At 65.7% G+C, this 17,498-nt stretch carries 14 protein-coding genes, 1 tRNA gene and 1 pseudogene; 5 read left to right on the plus strand and 11 right to left on the minus strand.

What is annotated here, in order from left to right; all coding sequences use genetic code 11:
- Positions 1–580: YncE family protein (locus tag VE759_RS17745; protein WP_324934839.1), on the plus strand; the 580-nt coding region annotated here is incomplete at its 5' end.
- Between the two features lie 126 nt (positions 581–706).
- Positions 707–2,410 carry a hydroxysqualene dehydroxylase gene (locus tag VE759_RS17750; RefSeq protein WP_324934841.1) on the plus strand — a complete coding sequence of 568 codons (1,704 nt, stop codon included), beginning with the start codon at positions 707–709 and terminating at the stop codon, positions 2,408–2,410.
- Positions 2,411–2,436: 26 nt separating this feature from the next.
- On the opposite strand, the gene VE759_RS17755 is transcribed toward VE759_RS17750, so the two are convergent.
- Entirely contained in the window at positions 2,437–4,980 is a 2,544-nt protein-coding gene (locus tag VE759_RS17755; RefSeq protein ID WP_414687947.1) for an ATP-binding protein, read from the minus strand.
- Positions 4,978–5,646: pseudogene (locus VE759_RS22950) on the minus strand (adenylate/guanylate cyclase domain-containing protein); the annotation flags it as partial. The pseudogene VE759_RS22950 and the gene VE759_RS17755, both read right to left, overlap by 3 nt.
- 505 nt (positions 5,647–6,151) lie before the next feature.
- Between VE759_RS22950 and VE759_RS17760 the strand changes: the two are divergent.
- Positions 6,152–7,186 carry a (4Fe-4S)-binding protein gene (locus VE759_RS17760; protein WP_324934845.1) on the plus strand — a complete coding sequence of 345 codons (1,035 nt, stop codon included), beginning with the start codon at positions 6,152–6,154 and terminating at the stop codon, positions 7,184–7,186.
- A 100-nt stretch (positions 7,187–7,286) separates the two neighbouring features.
- Here VE759_RS17760 and VE759_RS17765 read toward each other — a convergent pair whose 3' ends face one another.
- The 9 genes from VE759_RS17765 to VE759_RS17805 all read right to left on the minus strand — a co-directional run bounded on the left by VE759_RS17765 (position 7,287) and on the right by VE759_RS17805 (position 13,880).
- The gene (locus VE759_RS17765; protein WP_324934848.1) at positions 7,287–7,823 is read right to left on the minus strand and encodes a DUF6611 family protein; all 537 of its coding nucleotides are present in this window, start codon (positions 7,821–7,823) and stop codon (positions 7,287–7,289) included.
- A gap of 91 nt (positions 7,824–7,914) precedes the next feature.
- On the minus strand, positions 7,915–8,490 hold the full coding sequence (gene pth / locus VE759_RS17770; protein WP_324934850.1) for an aminoacyl-tRNA hydrolase: 576 nt from the start codon (positions 8,488–8,490) through the stop codon (positions 7,915–7,917).
- Between the two features lie 3 nt (positions 8,491–8,493).
- Positions 8,494–9,153: a 50S ribosomal protein L25/general stress protein Ctc gene (locus VE759_RS17775; RefSeq protein ID WP_324934852.1), complete on the minus strand. Its 660-nt coding sequence runs from the start codon at positions 9,151–9,153 to the stop codon at positions 8,494–8,496.
- Positions 9,154–9,283: 130 nt separating this feature from the next.
- The gene (locus VE759_RS17780) at positions 9,284–10,153 is read right to left on the minus strand and encodes an oxidoreductase (RefSeq protein WP_324934854.1); all 870 of its coding nucleotides are present in this window, start codon (positions 10,151–10,153) and stop codon (positions 9,284–9,286) included.
- A gap of 69 nt (positions 10,154–10,222) precedes the next feature.
- The gene (locus VE759_RS17785; protein WP_324934856.1) at positions 10,223–10,858 is read right to left on the minus strand and encodes an LpqN/LpqT family lipoprotein; all 636 of its coding nucleotides are present in this window, start codon (positions 10,856–10,858) and stop codon (positions 10,223–10,225) included.
- 14 nt (positions 10,859–10,872) lie between these two features.
- Positions 10,873–11,226: an arsenate reductase (glutaredoxin) gene (gene arsC / locus VE759_RS17790; protein WP_324934858.1), complete on the minus strand. Its 354-nt coding sequence runs from the start codon at positions 11,224–11,226 to the stop codon at positions 10,873–10,875.
- Positions 11,226–12,206, minus strand: coding sequence for a ribose-phosphate diphosphokinase (locus VE759_RS17795; RefSeq protein WP_324934860.1), 981 nt, complete (start codon positions 12,204–12,206; stop codon positions 11,226–11,228). Before VE759_RS17795 ends, arsC begins: the two co-directional genes overlap by 1 nt.
- Positions 12,207–12,306: 100 nt before the next feature.
- A complete protein-coding gene (glmU, locus tag VE759_RS17800) occupies positions 12,307–13,797 on the minus strand; it encodes a bifunctional UDP-N-acetylglucosamine diphosphorylase/glucosamine-1-phosphate N-acetyltransferase GlmU (RefSeq protein WP_324934862.1) in 1,491 nt (496 codons plus the stop codon).
- An 11-nt stretch (positions 13,798–13,808) separates the two neighbouring features.
- Positions 13,809–13,880, minus strand: a tRNA-Gln gene (locus VE759_RS17805).
- A gap of 133 nt (positions 13,881–14,013) precedes the next feature.
- Here VE759_RS17805 and VE759_RS17810 point away from each other — a divergent pair.
- Positions 14,014–14,616 (plus strand): TetR/AcrR family transcriptional regulator, encoded by a 603-nt coding sequence (locus tag VE759_RS17810; RefSeq protein ID WP_324934866.1) that lies wholly within the window; start codon positions 14,014–14,016, stop codon positions 14,614–14,616.
- Between the two features lie 56 nt (positions 14,617–14,672).
- On the plus strand, positions 14,673–17,498 hold a 2,826-nt coding region (mfd, locus tag VE759_RS17815; protein WP_324934864.1), incomplete at its 3' end, for a transcription-repair coupling factor.

A 17,498-nucleotide genomic window follows, 5' to 3' on the forward strand; every position in this document is an offset into this window, starting at 1 on the left:
GTACTACCAACATGCAGCGGGCCGGCTCGACGTCATCGACACCGACGCGTACGCGGTAAGCGACACCATCGCCGTGGCCGCCGACCCTGTCACCGTTACCGTTAGTCCGGATGGTGCCCGTTTGTACCTAACGCACGATGACATCGCGGGCATCACCACGATTGAGCTGTCAACACACAGGGCCGTCGAGGTGTGCCTTGATGAGGTGCCGCTCAGTGTGACGTTCAGCCCCGATAGCACCCATGCGTATATGCCCCACCTCAGTTCGCTGACCGTCATTGACACGGTAACGCTGGAGAAAACCCGCATCAGCACCGGTGAGTTGCCCCGGGGCGTGCTGTTCAGCCCTGACGGCAAGCGCGCCTACATCACGAATATCGGTGATCACGCAGTCACTGTTGTGGACACCGTCACCGGCTCGGTGGCGACCACGCTGGCGGTGGGAGGCAATCCCGAAGCGATGGCGGCTAGCCCCGACGATGAGCGACTGTACGTCGGTGACTACTGGTCCGGCACAATCGCGGTGATCGCCCGACCGTCGGTACAAGATGAGCCGGAGCCATCCACGGACCAGGCTTGAGACAAGCCCGGCGTGAGCGCCGCCGGCAGCGGCAGACCCAATCTGAAGACCCTCGGACGCGGCGGTGGATTGTGTTGGTGTGGTGAAGACGTAGCGTCGTATGCGATCGCCCGTTATCTTCAGCTGGTGACGTCGGTGGCGATTTTGGGCGGTGGAGTCGGCGGGTTAAGCGCCGCGCACGAACTCAGCGAGCGTGGGTTCGACGTAACCGTGTACGAATGGCGCGACCGGTTCGGTGGCAAGGCTCGGTCGATGCCGGTGCCCGACTCCGGGACGGGCGGCAGACCGGACCTGCCGGCCGAACATGGTTTCCGTTTCTTTCCCGGCTTTTATCGTCATGTGATCGACACCATGGAACGGATTCCGTGCGCTGGTGGGAAAGTCGTCGCCGGCCATCTCGTGGATGCCACGCGAATCCTGTTGGCGCAGGCCGACGGACGAAACGAGCTGATCCTTCCCGCACGATGGCCGTCATCGATCAACGACCTGGCGGTCTTTGTGCAGGTTACGTGGGACTTCGCCCACAGCGTCAGGATCCCGCCGTGGGAGCTGGCCTGGTTCATGGGGCGACTCTTAACGCTACTCACCTCATGCGATGAACGCCGACTGAACGAGTGGGAGTTAAAAAGCTGGTGGGACTACACCTCTGCGGATAAGTTGTCCGACAACTTCCAAAAGTTCCTCGCCGATGGGCTGACCCGCACCCTGGTCGCCGCGCAGGCAAAAGAGATGTCGGCACGCACCGGCGGCCTGATTCTCTGCCAGCTGCTCTTCGACATGATGCGCGCCGGCGGCAGCGTTGACCGCGTGCTGGACGGCCCGACCAGCGATGTGTGGATAGATCCGTGGCGTGTATACCTGCAAAGCGTCCGCGGCGTCAGCCTGCGCAACAACTGCAAGGTCACCCAAATACATTGCGACGGCGGGCTTATCAGCGGCGTCACCGTTGAGGGACCGGATGGATCGGAGACGGTTGTCGCCGATCACTATGTGGCGGCGCTGCCAGTGGAGCAGCTACAGCCGCTGGTGAACGCGGAGCTAGTTGAGGCCGAGCCGCGGTTGGCCAAGCTGAACAAGCTGCGGACGCGATGGATGAACGGCGTCATGTTCTACCTCGATAAGGATGTCGCGCTGCAGCGCGGCCACACGATATTCATCGACTCCGAATGGGCACTGACCGCGATCTCGCAGGCGCAGTTCTGGCCCAACGTTGACCTCGAAGATTTCGGTGACGGACAAGTTGACGGGGTCTTGTCGGTGGATGTCTCGGAGTGGGAACGGCCCAGCAAGCACACCGGCCTGATGGCCAAAGAGTGCACCGATAAACAGATCTGCGACGAGGTGTGGCGACAGATGGTCGACCACATCGACGACGGATCGCTTCAGCAGGCAAACGTGCTCAGGTGTTTCGTCGATCCGGCGATACAAATTCCGAACCCCAGCAAGCACGTGAACCTCGAACCGCTGCTGATCAACACCGCCGGCTCATGGGACGACCGTCCCGAAGCGATAACGAAGATTCCCAATTTCTTTCTCGCCGCGGACTTCGTGAGAACCTACACCGACTTGGCGACCATGGAGGGCGCCAATGAGGCCGCGCGCCGCGCCGTCAACGGCATCCTCGACGCAACCCATTCGTCCGCGTCGCGCTGCCGGGTGTGGAAGCTGCGAGAGCCCGCCGTGCTTGCTCCGCTGCGCGAATTGGACCGGCTGCGCTGGCAGTTGGAGCGGCCCTTCACGCCATACCTTCGGGTGACCGAGGCGAGGGCGCTGGAGCTGACCGGGGTGGTCACACAAGGCCTGCGCGCGGCAGCACGTCATCTCGGGTAGCCGGCCCGCGATGTCGGGTGGGGGCGCTACCCGGACTTCGGCTTGGCGTGATCCAGAATTGCTTGAGCTCGAACAATATCCGGGCACGCACTGTCGCGGGGAAGACGCCGTGCCACGTCGGCCAGAGCGTGTCGAGCGGGCTGGCCACGGAAGTGGTAATCGTCGAGTGCGGCGCGCAGTTCGAACAGCGTGGCGCCTTGGCGGCGGGCGATCTCGAGCGCCGCGCCGATGTCGCGTTGGCGGCGCTCGGAGTCGGGGTGGGTTTGGGCCCGCAGCCGCAGCAGTTCGGCATCGTAAAAGTGCATCCTGCTGTCCGCGGCCAGCGTCAGTGCAACGTCCAGGCGAGCGCGGGCCCGCTCGGGTTGGCCTGCGCCGATCAGCAACCGCGCGACGAAGGCGTCGACGAACGTGAGATAGATGCTCAGCCCTAACGCACGCATTAAGTCGAGCAAGCTGGTGATGGTCGCGATGTGGTCCGCGAGCCCGGTCGGCTCACCGCCATCGGTCGGTAGTGAGGCCAGCGCGTGCACAATACCCTGCTCGGTCGCGCCAACCAACCGCCATTGGTCGAAGCCGTAGCGCTCGGATCGGTCGAGCAGCTCGTCGACCGATAGTGCCGCGCGGTCGAGCTGGCCGCATTCAATTTGGATCCAGATCTCGACAAACCGTGCGTACGCGAGGGTATACGGACCCTTGGGGAAGCCGTACTGGTCAACCCGGCGTTGTGCGTCGGCCAGTGCGGCCTCAGCCCCGGCGAGGTCGCCGCGGACGAAATCCGCCAAGGCCAGGTTGATGTATGCCGAGGCGATCGGTTCGTTCGGCAGGAACCATACCGCGTCGATCTGGTCTGCGGTGTTCTGGCCGGCCGTGGCCTGCTCGCAGTGGCGACGTGCAGCAGCAAACTCGCCGAGTAGCAACGCCACCACCCCGAACAACGCTTCGATCGCGGGGCGGAACCACTGCCGGTCCTCCCCGACGCGCGTACTTAGCAACTCGCCAACGTGCACTGCCCGGCGCAGGTCACCGCGCACTTCGTAGTAGCCCATCAAGGCAGCCAACGTCGCCACCAGCTCGTCGCCATGCAGGTTCGTCCCCGCGAGCTGTAGACACCGTTCAAAGTCGGCAACCGCGGCTTGGCTGGAGTGGCCCTCGGCCGCTCCGGTGAGGAAACCCCTTTCCAACCGGGCCGCGATCTCACGCCGGTCACGGTCGGGGCCGGGCTTGGTGCGGTCGAGTTGTGTGATGGCAAGGCTCAGATAGGTGCGGGCCTCGGCCAGGGCGCCGCGGCGCCGCGCCGCCGCGGATGCCTGCTGGTAGGCCGAGGTCGCCTCGTCCAATCGCGCGGCCTGCTCATAGTGGCCGGCGACCAGCCGCCAGTCCGGCTCGCCGCCCACGCCATGCACGAGGGCGTCGGCAACTTGGGCGTGCAGCGCTCGGCGGACGCTCGGTGGCGCCAACTCATAGGCCAGCTCGCGCAACAATTCGTGGCGAAACCGCCAACCGTCGGTTCCCCACGGTTCGAGGACTTTGGCTGCCTCGAGGTGATCGAGCACATCGTCGAGGTCGTTCTCAGTGAGCCCGCACACCGCCGCCAAAAGGCTGCGATCGATGTGGCGACCGATCACGCCCGCCGCCTCTGCCACCGGCACCACATAGGCGCTGGCACGCAGTCTGGCAAACAATGGCTCATAGAGCGCTTCGGGCACTCCGGTCTCGGTGAGTCCGCCGACGACCTGTTCGATGTAGAACGGCACTCCATCGCAACGGTCTCGCACGACCGCCCGGTCATCTGCCCCCAACGTGGGATCGAGGGCCGTGATCAATTCATCGCTTTCTTCTTCGGTCAGCGGAGGCAGGTCAAATTCCTTGACCGGCCAGTCGGGATGCAGCCAGCTGCCGGGTCTCCCGGCCATCACCACCAACAGCCGACCCGATGCCGACGCCAGTAGCGAACCGATGACCTCCAGGGTCGACGGGTCGAACCACTGCAGATCATCAGCGACCACCAGGCCCGCACCGTCGCCCACACAGGCCAGCAGATAATCCTGCACCGCCTGCGCGATCAGCTCATAGAGCTTGCGGCCCTCGGCGGGCGCCGGCGTATAGCCGTGCACCGCGTCAATCCCCAGCACCGGTGCCAACAACGGGACCGTGGTGACCGGATCGAGCGAACGCGAGCGCACCTCGGCCTCCAGGAGTCCCAAACGCTCGGCCGGAACGGTTCGACGGCCGATGCCGCAGCGGCGCTCGAGCAGCGTGCGGACCGGGTGCAACCCGGCATCGGTGTGAAAAGGTGAGCCGACCAACTCCAGCACCACCGCCCCCGAGCACGCAACCAACTCGGTAGCCGCCGACGCCAGCCGGCTCTTCCCAATCCCGGGCTCACCACGAAAAACCACCCCTGGCGTCTTCAACGTGCCGGCCTGTGCGCGCGCCCAACTCTTCTCCAGCCGCGCTTGTTCGCGCCGACGACCCACAAGCGGGCTGCGTTCACCGTTTCCGACACGAGGCGCCTCGATCCGCTCGTTGAGCACCCGGTGATGAGAAACCAGCCCGTCTACACCCTTCACCGGTGCGGGTGGCTGGGGCGCCAAGTCGAAAGCATCCTGGACCAGCGACGCAACCGCATCCGAAACCACAACAGTTCCCGGCGGCGCCAAACCGGCGACCCGCGCCGCCAAATTGGCCGCCAAGCCGTACACGTCATCCTCAGACGTATCCAGATAGACCAGCCCGCGGTGCACCCCCACTCGCACTGTGATCTGCACCCCGAATCGGCGCTGGGCCTGATCGCTCAATCTGGCCACTTCACGTGTGATCTCCAGTCCGGCAGCCACCGCACGACAGACATCGTTGTCGTGCGCCCTCGGGTGGCCAAATACTGCCAGCAAGCCATCGCCCTTTGTGGAGCCGACGTGCCCCTCGTAGCGCTCCACTACCCGCAGCACCTGCTCGCGGTAATTCCCGACGACCATGCGATATGTCTCCGGCTCGACCTGTCTGGACAGCGCGGTCGAATCGACAAGGTCGGCGAACAGGATCGTCAGGCGCCGAATTTCGCCACTATCCCGAGGTGCGGCAAGCAGGTCCTCCGCGTCGGCATTACCATCATCAACCGCCAAGACTTGACCGGCAAGGGCCGTCGCGGCCGCTCGGTCACCACGGTTGCTGGCCCGCACCGCCCGATCAAGCAGCTCATCGATCGACGTATCGCGTTCATCAACAGGGCCCAACACGCCCTCCTACCGCTGGGTAGCGCCCAAATAATACCCGCCCCTGGTGGCAGGTGTGGCAAACATAGGTCGGCGGAGGCGTCAACTGTTTGGCAAATGTCAGTGAGCCGCCTGACTTGCGCTTGGAACGAGACAGGATGAGCCCCTTCCCCTTGCGACGCCCGCATCGCCGATTGGTAATTTCTGAACCGCGCCGTGGTTGGCATCAACCACAGCCTTGAGGCCCCCAAGCGGTCGCGTCAGCACCGACGCTGACCGAGCGGCTACCCGTCACACTCCCGGACACATGGTAGCGCCAACGTTGGCCAAGCCCAACGCATAGCAACCAATTAACTACTCTGGGCCGTGGCTGGTCCGCTACCAGGTCTGGCGGCGATGGAGCGCGTCGTAGTCCTCGACATGCGGGTTGGCCGCTAGATTTCGACCGCTGCCGGTTAAGGCAGATCGGCGACTATCGGGCGCGGGCCTGATAGTTGCATAATGCAACTGATAGTGGAATGCTGGCGTCGTGGCCGAGCAACTTCCGAAGAAGCTGGCGCAGCATCCAACGGTGCGCGCGGTGCGGTCCCGCACCAATCGGGTCAAGCCAGCGGTGATCGATGCCGATTGGCTGCGACGGATGTGCCTCGACGCCGGAGCCGACGACGTCGGGTTCGTCAGCGTGCACCACCCCGATCTCAGCTCCGAACACGCGCATGTGGAGGCGGCGCTGCCGGGCACGAAGAGTTTGCTTTCGTTGGTCGTGCGGATGAACCGTGACAACGTCCGCTCGACGGCGCGCAGTGTGGCCAATCAGGAATTCCACCGCAGCGGCGAGATCGCAAACGAGGCCGCGCACCGAATCGTGCGTCAGCTACAAGACGCGGGGTATCGCGCGCTGAACCCGTCGATGTCGTTCCCGATGGAGATGGAAAAGTTCCCCGGTCGCATCTGGGTGGTTGCCCACAAGCCGGTGGCGGTCGCAGCGGGCATGGGCGTCATGGGCATTCACCGCAACGTGATTCACCCGAAGTTCGGCAACTTCATCCTGTTGGCCACGGTCTTGGTCGACGCACCGGTAAGCAGTTACGGGGAGCCGCTGGACTACACGCCGTGCCTGGAGTGCAAGCTGTGCGTCGCGGCGTGCCCGGTCGGGGCGATCGGTAAGGACGGCAGCTTCGACTTCCTCTCCTGTTCGGTGCACAACTACCGCGAGTTCATGGGCGGCTTCACCGACTGGGCGCAAACCATCGCCGATAGCGCTGACGCCACCGAATTCCGTTCCAGGATCAGCGATTCGGAGAACGCGTCGATGTGGCAGAGTCTGTCGTTCAAGGCGAACTACAAGGCGGCCTACTGCCTGGCGGTGTGCCCGGCCGGCGAGGAGGTCATCGAGCCGTACCTCGATGACCGCAAATCATTCATGGACACGGTGCTGCGTCCGTTGCAGGAGAAGCGCGAAACCCTTTATGTGCTACCGAATTCGCGAGCCAAGGCGCATGCCGAGCGACGGTATCCGCACAAGCAGGTCAAGGTTGTCGACAGCGGGGTCAGCGGGCGCTGACCGTCGACGGCTAACGCGTGCGTCACGCTGGTTGAGGAAGTAGACCCTGACCGCTGCCACCGCCACCGATATCGCGATCACGGCCAGGACGTTGAACAGTTCAGCCACGTACCGTTCCTCCAAGCTCGTCATATGCCCGCCACCAGATGGCTTCGTGCTGAACGGGTGACACCGCACCGGAAACGACCAGGCGGTCGGCTTCGGTCAGAGCGCCGGCCAGTTTGTGCCATTCCGCATAAAGTGCGGCAGAGTTCGCGTCGTCGTCGCCGTCGATCAAGACCACCGACATCGAACGGACGCGCGCACGAGCCTCACCCGCCAAAGCGAATGCGAAGGCACCGGCCGCAACGTATGCCGCCGTGGAAATCACCATCGCCACACCGACGGACACCTTGTTCGCCAGACAAATTTCGGACATCAGCCAGACGAGCGCGCCCCACATCGGCCAGCCCCGCCAAAGCCGAATCAGCCGCCGCTCGGCCGGCGTGATGCCCGGCGGATAGACGACCAACCGATACTTGCGAAAGCCGTACCGACCCGGCCAGATATCGATCGATCCCCACCTGCGCTGGCCGTCGAGCAGCCGGGACCACCACCTGGCCGCGGGGCGAGCGGGAGGCGTTTGAACCTTTCCCATGGGTCCGGGTTTACGCCGATTGCGCAACGATGTCTGAAATCTGAACGCGATCCATACGCTCAGGCGCCGGATCTTTACGGTGTTGCCGGTCCTACCAGGCGTGTACTTGGTTTTGCGCAGCCTCGAGGCCTAACTTGATCAGCAGCTCGGTGGCGTCGGCGGCCTGCTCGCAGACCACTGGCACCTCGGGCCGCTCGGCGGCGGTGAAGTTCTCCAGCACGAACGCCGCGGGATCCTTGCGGCCCGGCGGACGACCGATGCCGATGCGCACCCGCAGATAATCCTTGCTCGCCAACGCCGTACTCACCGATCGCACCCCGTTGTGGCCGGCTTCGCCGCCGCCCTGCTTCAACCGAATTTTGCCGAAGTCGATGTCGAGCTCGTCGTGAATGACGATCAGTTCCGCCGGCGGCACGGAGTAGAACTTGGCCAGTGACGCGACCTGGCGTCCAGACTCGTTCATGTAGCTGCGTGGTTTGCCGAGCACGACGGGATGGCCGGCCAGCCGGCCGGTGGCCACGTCGGTGCCCGACTTTTTGTGCACCTTGAAGCCCGAGCCGATGCGTTCGGCCAGTAGGTCGGCCACCACGTAGCCGATGTTATGTCGGGTAGTGGCATAGCGCGGGCCCGGATTGCCCAGGCCGACAACCAACAGCGGTTCGGCCACGGCCTATTCGGAGCCGGATTCGGCGGCCTCGCCCTCCGCGGGCGCCTCGGCCTCCTCGGCTGCCCCCTCGCCCTCTTCGGCCTCGCCGGCGCCCTCTTCCTCGAGCTCCTCACCGGTCGGGGAGGTGACGACGTTGACCACCAGCATGTCCGGATCGGAGATCAGCGTGACACCCGACGGCAGCTCGACCTGGCCGGCGAGGATCTGCGTGCCCTCCTCGGCGCCCTCGACCGAAACCGTCAGCTGCTCGGGGATCGACAGCGCCTCGGCCTCGATTTCGATGGTGTTGGTGTCCTGGGTGACCAGCGTTCCCGGCGCGGCCTCGCCCTCGACGGAGATCGACACCTCCACGTTTACCTTCTCGCCGCGGCGCACGATCAGCAGGTCGGCGTGCTGGATGTTGCGGCGGATCGGGTGGATGTCGAGAGCCTTGGTGAGCGCGAGCGCTTCCTTGCCGTCGATGTCGAGCGTGAGCACCGCGTTGGCGCCGGAGTGGCGCAGCACCGCCGCGAAATCGTGGGCGGGCAGGTTGAGGTGCTGCGGATCGGCGCCGTGGCCGTAAAGGACCGCGGGGATCTTGCCCTCGCGACGGGCACGGCGGGACGCGCCCTTGCCGGTTTCGGTGCGCACTGCGACGCTGATTCGATTGGCAGATGTTGCCATGTCGCTCCTCCAATGCCGTTGGTGATCAAGGCACGGCAAGAGCAGACAACCGCCAGAAGTCTGTCCCGTCGATAACGGTGGCGGCTACCACCCTCGCCGTGACGCTCGGCCAGGTTAGCGCATAGGCACTTCAGAGCGGAAATTTGGTGTCGGTGAGCCGCTCGGACAGCTCCCACAACGCCGCGGCGGTGTCGGCCCTTTTCGCCCGTCGGCTGCGGCCGGCCGGCCGGCTGGATCCCCACATGCCGAACCGCGGACCGATGTACGTGTTGCCGGGCAGGTTCTGTGACACTGCGAAGAGTGTCTGCCTAGCCCCGAAGTCCGCATCGGTGGCCACCAACCGACTGCCGAGCGCCATGAACGCATCATTCACGCGACTGCCGGATTGGCCATGCAGATTCGTGTGTGAGTATCCGGGGTGTGCGGCCAGCGCCCGCAACGACGATCCGGCCTGGTCGAGTCGGCGTTGCAGCTCGCTGGTGAAGAGCAGGTTGGCCAGCTTGGACTGGCCGTAGGCCAGCCACGGCCGGTAGCGGCGCCGCTCCCAGTTCAGGTCATCGAGATCGACACGGCAGAGCTGATGAAAAATCGACGACACCGTCACCACCCGGTCGGAAAGCTTGGGCAGCAACAGATTGGTCAGCGCGAAATGGCCGAGATGGTTCGTGCCGATTTGGCTTTCGAAGCCGTCCACGGTGACCGCGTACGGCGGGGCCATGATGCCGGCATTGTTAACAAGGACGTCGACAGCACTCGTGCCGTCGGCGAACTCGCACACCGACGACAGGTTCTGCAGGTCGAGCCGACGTACCTCGACGTCGCCCGGCATGTCAGCCGCGGCGGCTTCACCCTTGCCGGTGTCGCGGACCGCAAGCACGACGTGCGCGCCGACGCGGGCCAGCTCCCTGGCGGTGACGCGGCCCAATCCGCTGTTGGCGCCGGTGATGACGACGGAGCGTCCGGAAAACGATGGCAAATCCGCGGCGGTCCACGAAGTCATGGCGCTTACCCTAACGGGCTTGATCAACCGCGGGCGCGGGAGATTACTGCGTGCGACTACCGCATGTGACTACTTGGAAGCGACGGTGAAGCCGCCGATGATCTGCTCGATGTCGTTGGACTGCGGCTGGGCTTCGTTGGCGGCGGTGGTGACCGAGAACTGGACCAGGTAATTCTGATTCGCGGGCGGCGCGCCGGTGGCGATGACGATGCGGTTGTAGGTGTGCAGCCGTTGATCGCCGACGTTGTAGCTGCCCTCGATCATCGCCGACGGGAATCCCTTGAAGTTGTTCATCGACGCGCTCAGTTGGTGAAAGCCGTCGGATAGTTGGGCATCGGCGTAGCCGTGCTTGATCGCCTCGGCTGGGTCGAATTTGCCCGTCAGCTTGAACACCATCAGCGTCGCGGTGGGCGGATAGGACGCCACATCCGTCTTACGAAGAACCTGGTAGGTCGTCTGCTGATTCGGATCGTCGACGATCGTCCAGCCCGGTGGCCGCGGCATCGACACGTTGAGGTCGGTCAGCGTTCTGGGGGTCATCGGCTCACCGTTGACGCCCTGGTCCTCCAGGTACTTCGAGATCGGAACCGGCTTCGCGGTCCCGGTGTTCGGCGCAGCGGTGGGCGACTTCGACCAGATGGCTTGGTAATCGGGCGGTTTCGTGCCACAGGCAGCGGCCACGAACAACACCGCCAGCAGGATCATGCAGCGATACAGCGTCACAGGATCTCTCGGACGACGTCGATGGGGCGGGCCAGCCGAGTGCCTTTGGGCGTAACAACGAACGGCCGCTCGATCAGGATCGGGTTCTCGGCCATCGCGTCGAGCAGTTCGTCGTCACTGGCGTCGGCAAGGTCAAGCTCGGCATAGGCGGGCTCGCGCGCGCGCACCGCTGCGCGCACCTGGATACCCGCATCGATGATCATATCAGCCAACTGTCCCCGCGTCGGGGGTGTCTTCAGGTACTCCACGACCGTTGGCTCAATGCCGTTGTCGCGCAATAACTGCAGCGTCTTACGAGAGGTCGAGCAGCGTGGATTGTGATATATGACCGAGGATGACGACTCAACCACTACGCTTCCCCGTCGAAAAGCCCTGTCACTGAGCCGTTTTCGAATACCGCGCGGATGGTACTGGCCAGCAGCGGGGCAATCGACAGCACGGTCAGTTGTGGGAAGCGTTTGTCGTCGCCGATCGGCAGCGTGTTCGTGACGATGACTTCTCTTGCACCGCTGGCCGCCAGCCGCTCGGGCGCCGGATGCGACAACACGCCATGAGTGGCGGCGATGATCACGTCAGCGGCGCCGGCGTCGTGCAGCAGCTTCACCGCCCCGGCGATCGTGCCGCCGGTGTCGATCATGTCGTCGATCAGCACGCAGGTGCGGTCGGCGACGTCACCGACAACGCGATTGGACACCACCTGGTTGGGGATCCGCGGATCGCGCGTCTTGTGGATGAACGCCAGCGGCACGCCGCCCAGCGCATCGGCCCACTTCTCGGCGATGCGCACCCGGCCGGAGTCGGGGGACACCACGACCATGTCGTCGGTCAGGTAGTGGTCCCTGATGTAACTCGTCAACAGGTTCTGCGCACGCATGTGGTCGACCGGGCCGTCGAAGAAACCCTGGATCTGATCGGTGTGCAGATCGACTGTGACGATCCGGTCGGCGCCCGCGGTCTTCAGCAGGTCGGCGACGAGCCGCGCCGAAATCGGTTCGCGGCCACGGTGCTTCTTGTCCTGACGCGCGTACGGATAGAACGGCAGGATCGCAGTGATCCGCTTGGCGCTGCCCCGCTTGAGCGCATCTAGCATCAGCAACTGCTCCATCAGCCACTGGTTCAGCGGCCAGGGATGGGACTGCAGCACGAACGCGTCGCTGCCACGCACCGACTCCTCGAACCGGACGAAGATCTCGCCGTTGGCGAAGTCGCGGGCCGTCTGGGCGGTAACGGCGACGTCCAGCTCCTTGGCGACCTGCTCGGCCAGCTCAGGGTGCGCGCGGCCGGCGAAGAGCATCAGATTCTTGCGGTTATCGGTCCACTCGGTGCTCACGCTGCCCTCGCCGGTTGGAATGAGATGTCGGCCTAATGGTACGTAGCGTGCCATGGAGCGGGCTGCCGGGTTGCCGGTAAACCAACACCGGGCAACCAAATCACGGCGTATCCCCGCCTTCGGGAGGCTCCTTTTGCTTGGCGTTTTCCCTGGCGGCTTTTGCCTTGCGGGCAGCCTCGGCGGCGGCGGAGCCCGGACGTTTTGTCACCACCCAGTCCTCGATGTTGCGCTGCGCGCCGGCCGAGATGGCCAGCGCGCCGGGCGGCACGTCCTCGCGCACCACCGTACCGGCGCCCGTGTAGGCGCCGTCGCCGATGGTGACCGGCGCGACGAACATCGTGTCCGAGCCCGTGCGCACGTGCGAGCCGACCGTGGTGCGCCGCTTGGATTCGCCGTCGTAGTTGACGAACACACTGGATGCGCCGATATTGCTGTGCTCGCCTATGTCGGCGTCGCCGACGTAGGTCAGATGCGGCACCTTGGTGCCCGCGCCGATGTTGCTGTTCTTGGTCTCGACGAACGCGCCGAGCTTGCCGGCGGCGCCGAGCACCGTGCCCGGCCGCAGGTAAGCGAACGGCCCGACGAGCGCGCCGTCGCCAATCGACGAGGACGTGCCATGGGTGCGCACCACCGAGGCCGATTCCCCAACGGTCACGTCGTCGAGCGTGGTGTCGGGCCCGATCACGCAGCGCCCGCCGACCCGGGTGGCGCCGAGCAACTGGGTGCCCGGCTGGATCACGGTGTCCCGCCCGATCGTTACATCCACGTCGATCCAACTGGTGGCCGGATCAACGACCGTCACACCCGCCCGCTGATGGGCGGCGACGATGCGCCGGTTCAGCTCGGCGCCGAGCTCGGCCAGCTGCACGCGGTCGTTCACACCCGCCACCAGAGTGCTGTCGTCGACGTGCTTGGCGTGCACGGTCCTGCCGTCCTGGCGGACGATCGAGACCACGTCGGTCAGATACAGCTCGTGCTGCGCGTTGTCAGCGCGCAGCCGGCTCAACGCCGACCGCAGCACCGCGATGTCGAACGCGTAGATACCGGCGTTGACCTCGCGGATGGTCAGCTGCGACGCGGTGGCGTCGGGTTGCTCGACGATACCGATCACTTCGCGATCCTGAGTGCGCAAGATCCGGCCGTATCCGGTCGGATCGGGCAGCGTCGTGGTCAGCACGGTGACCGCAGCCGGCGTGGCGCTGTGCGTCTGGATGAGGTCGGCCAGCGTGTCGGCGTCCAGCAGCGGGATGTCGGCCGAGGTCACCACCACGACGCCGGCAAAGTCGGCGGGCAGCGCGCCAAGACCGCAGCCGACCGCGTGACCGGTGCCCAGCTGATTTTGCTGTACGGCGATCTGGATCTTGCGGCCCAGCTGATCGGCCAGTTCGGCGACCGCGGGCACGATGCGATCGCGGTCGTGGCCCACCACCACCACCAAATGCTGCGGCGCGACCTTGGCCACGGAATGCAATACATGAGCCAACATGCTGCGCCCGGCCAGCTCGTGCAGCACCTTCGGGGTGTCGGACCGCATGCGGGTGCCGGCCCCGGCGGCCAGCACCAGGACCGCCGAATCAGTGTGTGTTGTCACCGCAAGCCTCGCTCCGTCGCCAGGACTCGAACCTGAACTCTCAGAACCAAAATCTGATGTGCTGCCGATTACACCACGACGGACCGGTATGAACTGTTGTCAGCCTGACAATGTAGTCGAACGGATTGGGCCGGTGGGCGGGAGCGAAGTGACCCGGGACTAGGCTGGCTAGCCGTGGCGGCACCGGAAAAAGAAGTGCGCAGTCCGCGCGCACGCATGACCGGGGCAGAGCGGCGTCACCAATTGATCGACGTCGCCAGGACGTTATTCGCCGAGCGTGGCTACGATGGCACCTCGATCGAGGAGATCGCCCAACGCGCGAGCGTCTCCAAACCGGTGGTCTACGAGCACTTCGGCGGCAAGGAGGGGCTCTACGCCGTGGTGGTGGACCGGGAAATGTCGGCATTGCTCGACGGCATCACCTCGTCGTTGACCAAGTCGACCAACAACCGGTCCAGGCTGCGCATCGAGCGGGTTGCGCTGGCGCTGCTGACCTATATCGAGGAACGCACCGACGGGTTCCGCATCCTGATTCGCGACTCTCCGGCCGCGATCACGTCGGGCACTTATTCCACGCTGCTGAACGAGGCCGTCAACCAGGTCTCATCGATCCTGGCCGGCGACTTCTCCCGCCGCGGGCTCGACCCCGAGATGGCGCCGCTGTACGGCCAGGCCTTGGTCGGCTCGGTGTCGATGACCGCACAGTGGTGGCTTGACGTGCGCGAGCCGAAGAAGGAAGTGGTCGCCGCCCATCTCGTCAACCTGTGCTGGAACGGGCTGATGCATCTCGAGGACGATCCGGTCCTGCACGACGAGTAGAGAAGTCGCACACCGCTTTTCGTGACGTCTGAGTCGACAACTAGAATGGCGGCATCATGACCGCATCGGGGACTGCGCAGTCCGCTGGCGTCGAAACCCCGATCGCGGGGCTGGTTGAACTCGCGCTTCGCGACCCGACATTCGACGCCATCCGCGCCGCCGGCAAGACCGCCGAGCTCGCCCTCACCGGGCCACCGAGTGCCCGGCCGTTGGTGGCCAGTGCGCTCGCACGGCGTGGCCCGCTGCTGGTGGTGACCGCGACCGGACGCGAGGCCGATGATCTGACCACGGAGTTGCGCGGCGTGTTCGGCGACGCCGTTGCGCTGTTCCCGTCCTGGGAGACGCTGCCACACGAGCGGCTGTCACCGGGCGTGGACACCGTGGGTAACCGGCTGCTGGTGCTGCGTCGGCTCGCGCATCCCGACGACGCCCGGCTTGGGCCCCCGCTGCGCGCGGTGGTGACGACGACGCGGTCGCTGCTGCAGCCGATGGCGCCCGGCCTGGCCGACATCGAGCCGGTCACGCTGAGCCTCGGCGCGGAGGTCGCGTTCGAGGACGTCATCGCCCGGCTGGTGGGCCTGGCCTACACCCGCGTCGACATGGTCGGCAGGCGCGGCGAGTTCGCGGTCCGCGGCGGCATCCTCGACGTCTTCCCACCGACGGCCGAACACCCTGTGCGCGTCGAGTTCTGGGGCGACGAGATCAGCGAAATGCGGATGTTCTCCGTCGCCGACCAGCGGTCCATCCCGGAAATCGACGTCGACACCGTGGTCGCCGTCGCGTGCCGGGAGCTGCTGCTCACCGATGAGGTCCGCGAGCGTGCCAAGCGGCTCGACGGCCGCGGCCGCCGCGACGTCAACACCGTGATCGGCACCGTCACCGACATGCTGGCCAAACTCGGCGAGGGCATTCCGGTCGACGGTATGGAGGCGCTGCTGCCAGTGTTGCGCGGCGAAGACTTGACGCTGCTGACGGAGCAGCTGCCCGACGGCACCCCGCTGCTGGTGTGCGACCCGGAGAAGATCCGCACCCGCGCGGCCGACCTGATCAAGAGCGGCCGCGAGTTTTTGGAGGCCTCGTGGTCGACGGCGGCCACCGGCGGCAAGGCGCCGATCGACATTGAAGCGCTCGGTGGGTCGGGTTTCCGCGAGCTGGACGAGGTGCGCGCGGCCGCGGCGAGTGGCGGTCATCCCTGGTGGACGCTCAGCCCCCTCGGCGACGCCAACGCGATCGCACTGAATGTCCGGCCGGCGCCCGCGGCGCGCGGGCAACAGCGCAGCATCGACGAGACCTTCGCCATGCTGCGCGCGCATACCGCCACCGAGGGCCACGCCGCGATCGTCACACCGGGGACCGGCACCGCACACCGCGTCGTGGAGCAACTGCGCGACGCCGATGTGCCTGCGTCGATGCTCGAGCCCGGTGCCCAGCCGCAACCCGGCGTCGTCGGGGTGCTGAAGGGGCCGCTGCACGACGGCGTGGTGCTGCCCGACAGCAACCTCGTGGTGATCACCGAGACCGACCTGACCGGCAACCGCGTCACGACCACCGACGGCAAGCGGCTGGCCGCCAAGCGCCGCAACGTCGTCGACCCGCTCGCGCTGACCGCCGGTGACCTCGTCGTGCACGACCAGCACGGCATCGGCCGGTTCGTCGAAATGGTTGAGCGCACCGTAGGCGGCGCCCGGCGCGAGTACCTGGTGCTCGAATACGCGTCCAGCCGCCGCGGCACTGCCGCCGGCCAGGGCGACCGGCTCTACGTGCCGATGGATTCGCTGGACCAGCTGTCGCGCTATGTCGGCGGCCAGGCGCCGTCGCTGAGCCGGCTGGGCGGGAGCGACTGGGCCAACACGAAGACCAAGGCCCGTCGCGCGGTGCGCGAAATCGCCAGCGAGCTGGTGTCGCTGTACGCCAAGCGACAAGCGTCAGCCGGCTACGCCTTCAGCGACGACACGCCGTGGCAGGCCGAGATGGAAGACGCGTTCGGGTTCACCGAGACCGTCGACCAGCTGACGGCGATCACCGAGGTCAAGGCCGACATGGAAAAGCCGATCCCAATGGATCGGGTGATCTGCGGTGACGTCGGCTACGGCAAAACCGAGATCGCGGTGCGGGCGGCGTTCAAGGCCGTACAGGACGGCAAGCAGGTCGCCGTGCTGGTGCCGACCACGCTGCTGGCCGATCAGCATCTGCAGACATTCACCGAGCGAATGGCCGGTTTCCCGGTCACCGTCAAGGCGCTGTCGCGGTTCACCGACGCCAGGGAGTCGCGGGTGGTGCTGGACGGGATGGCCGACGGCAGCGTCGACATCGTGATCGGCACCCACCGACTGCTACAGACCGCGGTGCGGTGGAAGGACCTCGGGCTGGTCGTCGTCGACGAGGAGCAGCGCTTCGGCGTCGAGCACAAGGAGCACATCAAGTCGCTGCGAACTCACGTCGACGTGCTGACCATGAGCGCGACCCCGATCCCTCGGACGCTGGAGATGAGCCTGGCGGGCATCCGCGAGATGTCGACGATTTTGACCCCGCCCGAGGAGCGCTACCCGGTGCTGACCTACGTCGGGCCGCACGATGACAAGCAGATCGCCGCCGCGCTGCGCCGCGAGCTGCTGCGCGACGGTCAGGCGTTTTACATCCACAACCGGGTCAGCTCGATCGACGCGGCCGCCGCCCGGGTGCGAAACCTAGTACCCGAAGCTCGCGTCGTCGTTGCGCACGGTCAGATGAACGAAGACACACTGGAGCGCACGGTCGAGGGCTTCTGGAACCGCGAATACGACGTGCTGGTCTGCACGACGATCGTCGAGACCGGTCTTGACATCTCCAACGCGAACACGCTGATCGTCGAGCGTGCCGACACCTTCGGGCTGGCCCAGCTA

The organism is Mycobacterium sp. (genome assembly GCF_035640695.1).
Lineage (GTDB): Bacteria > Actinomycetota > Actinomycetes > Mycobacteriales > Mycobacteriaceae > Mycobacterium.

What these genes read in the sequence shown, in the direction of transcription:
- VE759_RS17785 (WP_324934856.1), bottom strand. Translation starts at nt 10,858, where the DNA reads ATGATCCTGCTGGCGGTGTTGTTCGTGGCCGCTGCCTGTGGCACGAAA.
- VE759_RS17775 (WP_324934852.1), bottom strand. Translation starts at nt 9,153, where the DNA reads ATGGCAACATCTGCCAATCGAATCAGCGTCGCAGTGCGCACCGAAACC.
- VE759_RS17810 (WP_324934866.1), top strand. Translation starts at nt 14,014, where the DNA reads ATGACCGGGGCAGAGCGGCGTCACCAATTGATCGACGTCGCCAGGACG.
- VE759_RS17765 (WP_324934848.1), bottom strand. Translation starts at nt 7,823, where the DNA reads ATGGGAAAGGTTCAAACGCCTCCCGCTCGCCCCGCGGCCAGGTGGTGG.
- VE759_RS17780 (WP_324934854.1), bottom strand. Translation starts at nt 10,153, where the DNA reads ATGACTTCGTGGACCGCCGCGGATTTGCCATCGTTTTCCGGACGCTCC.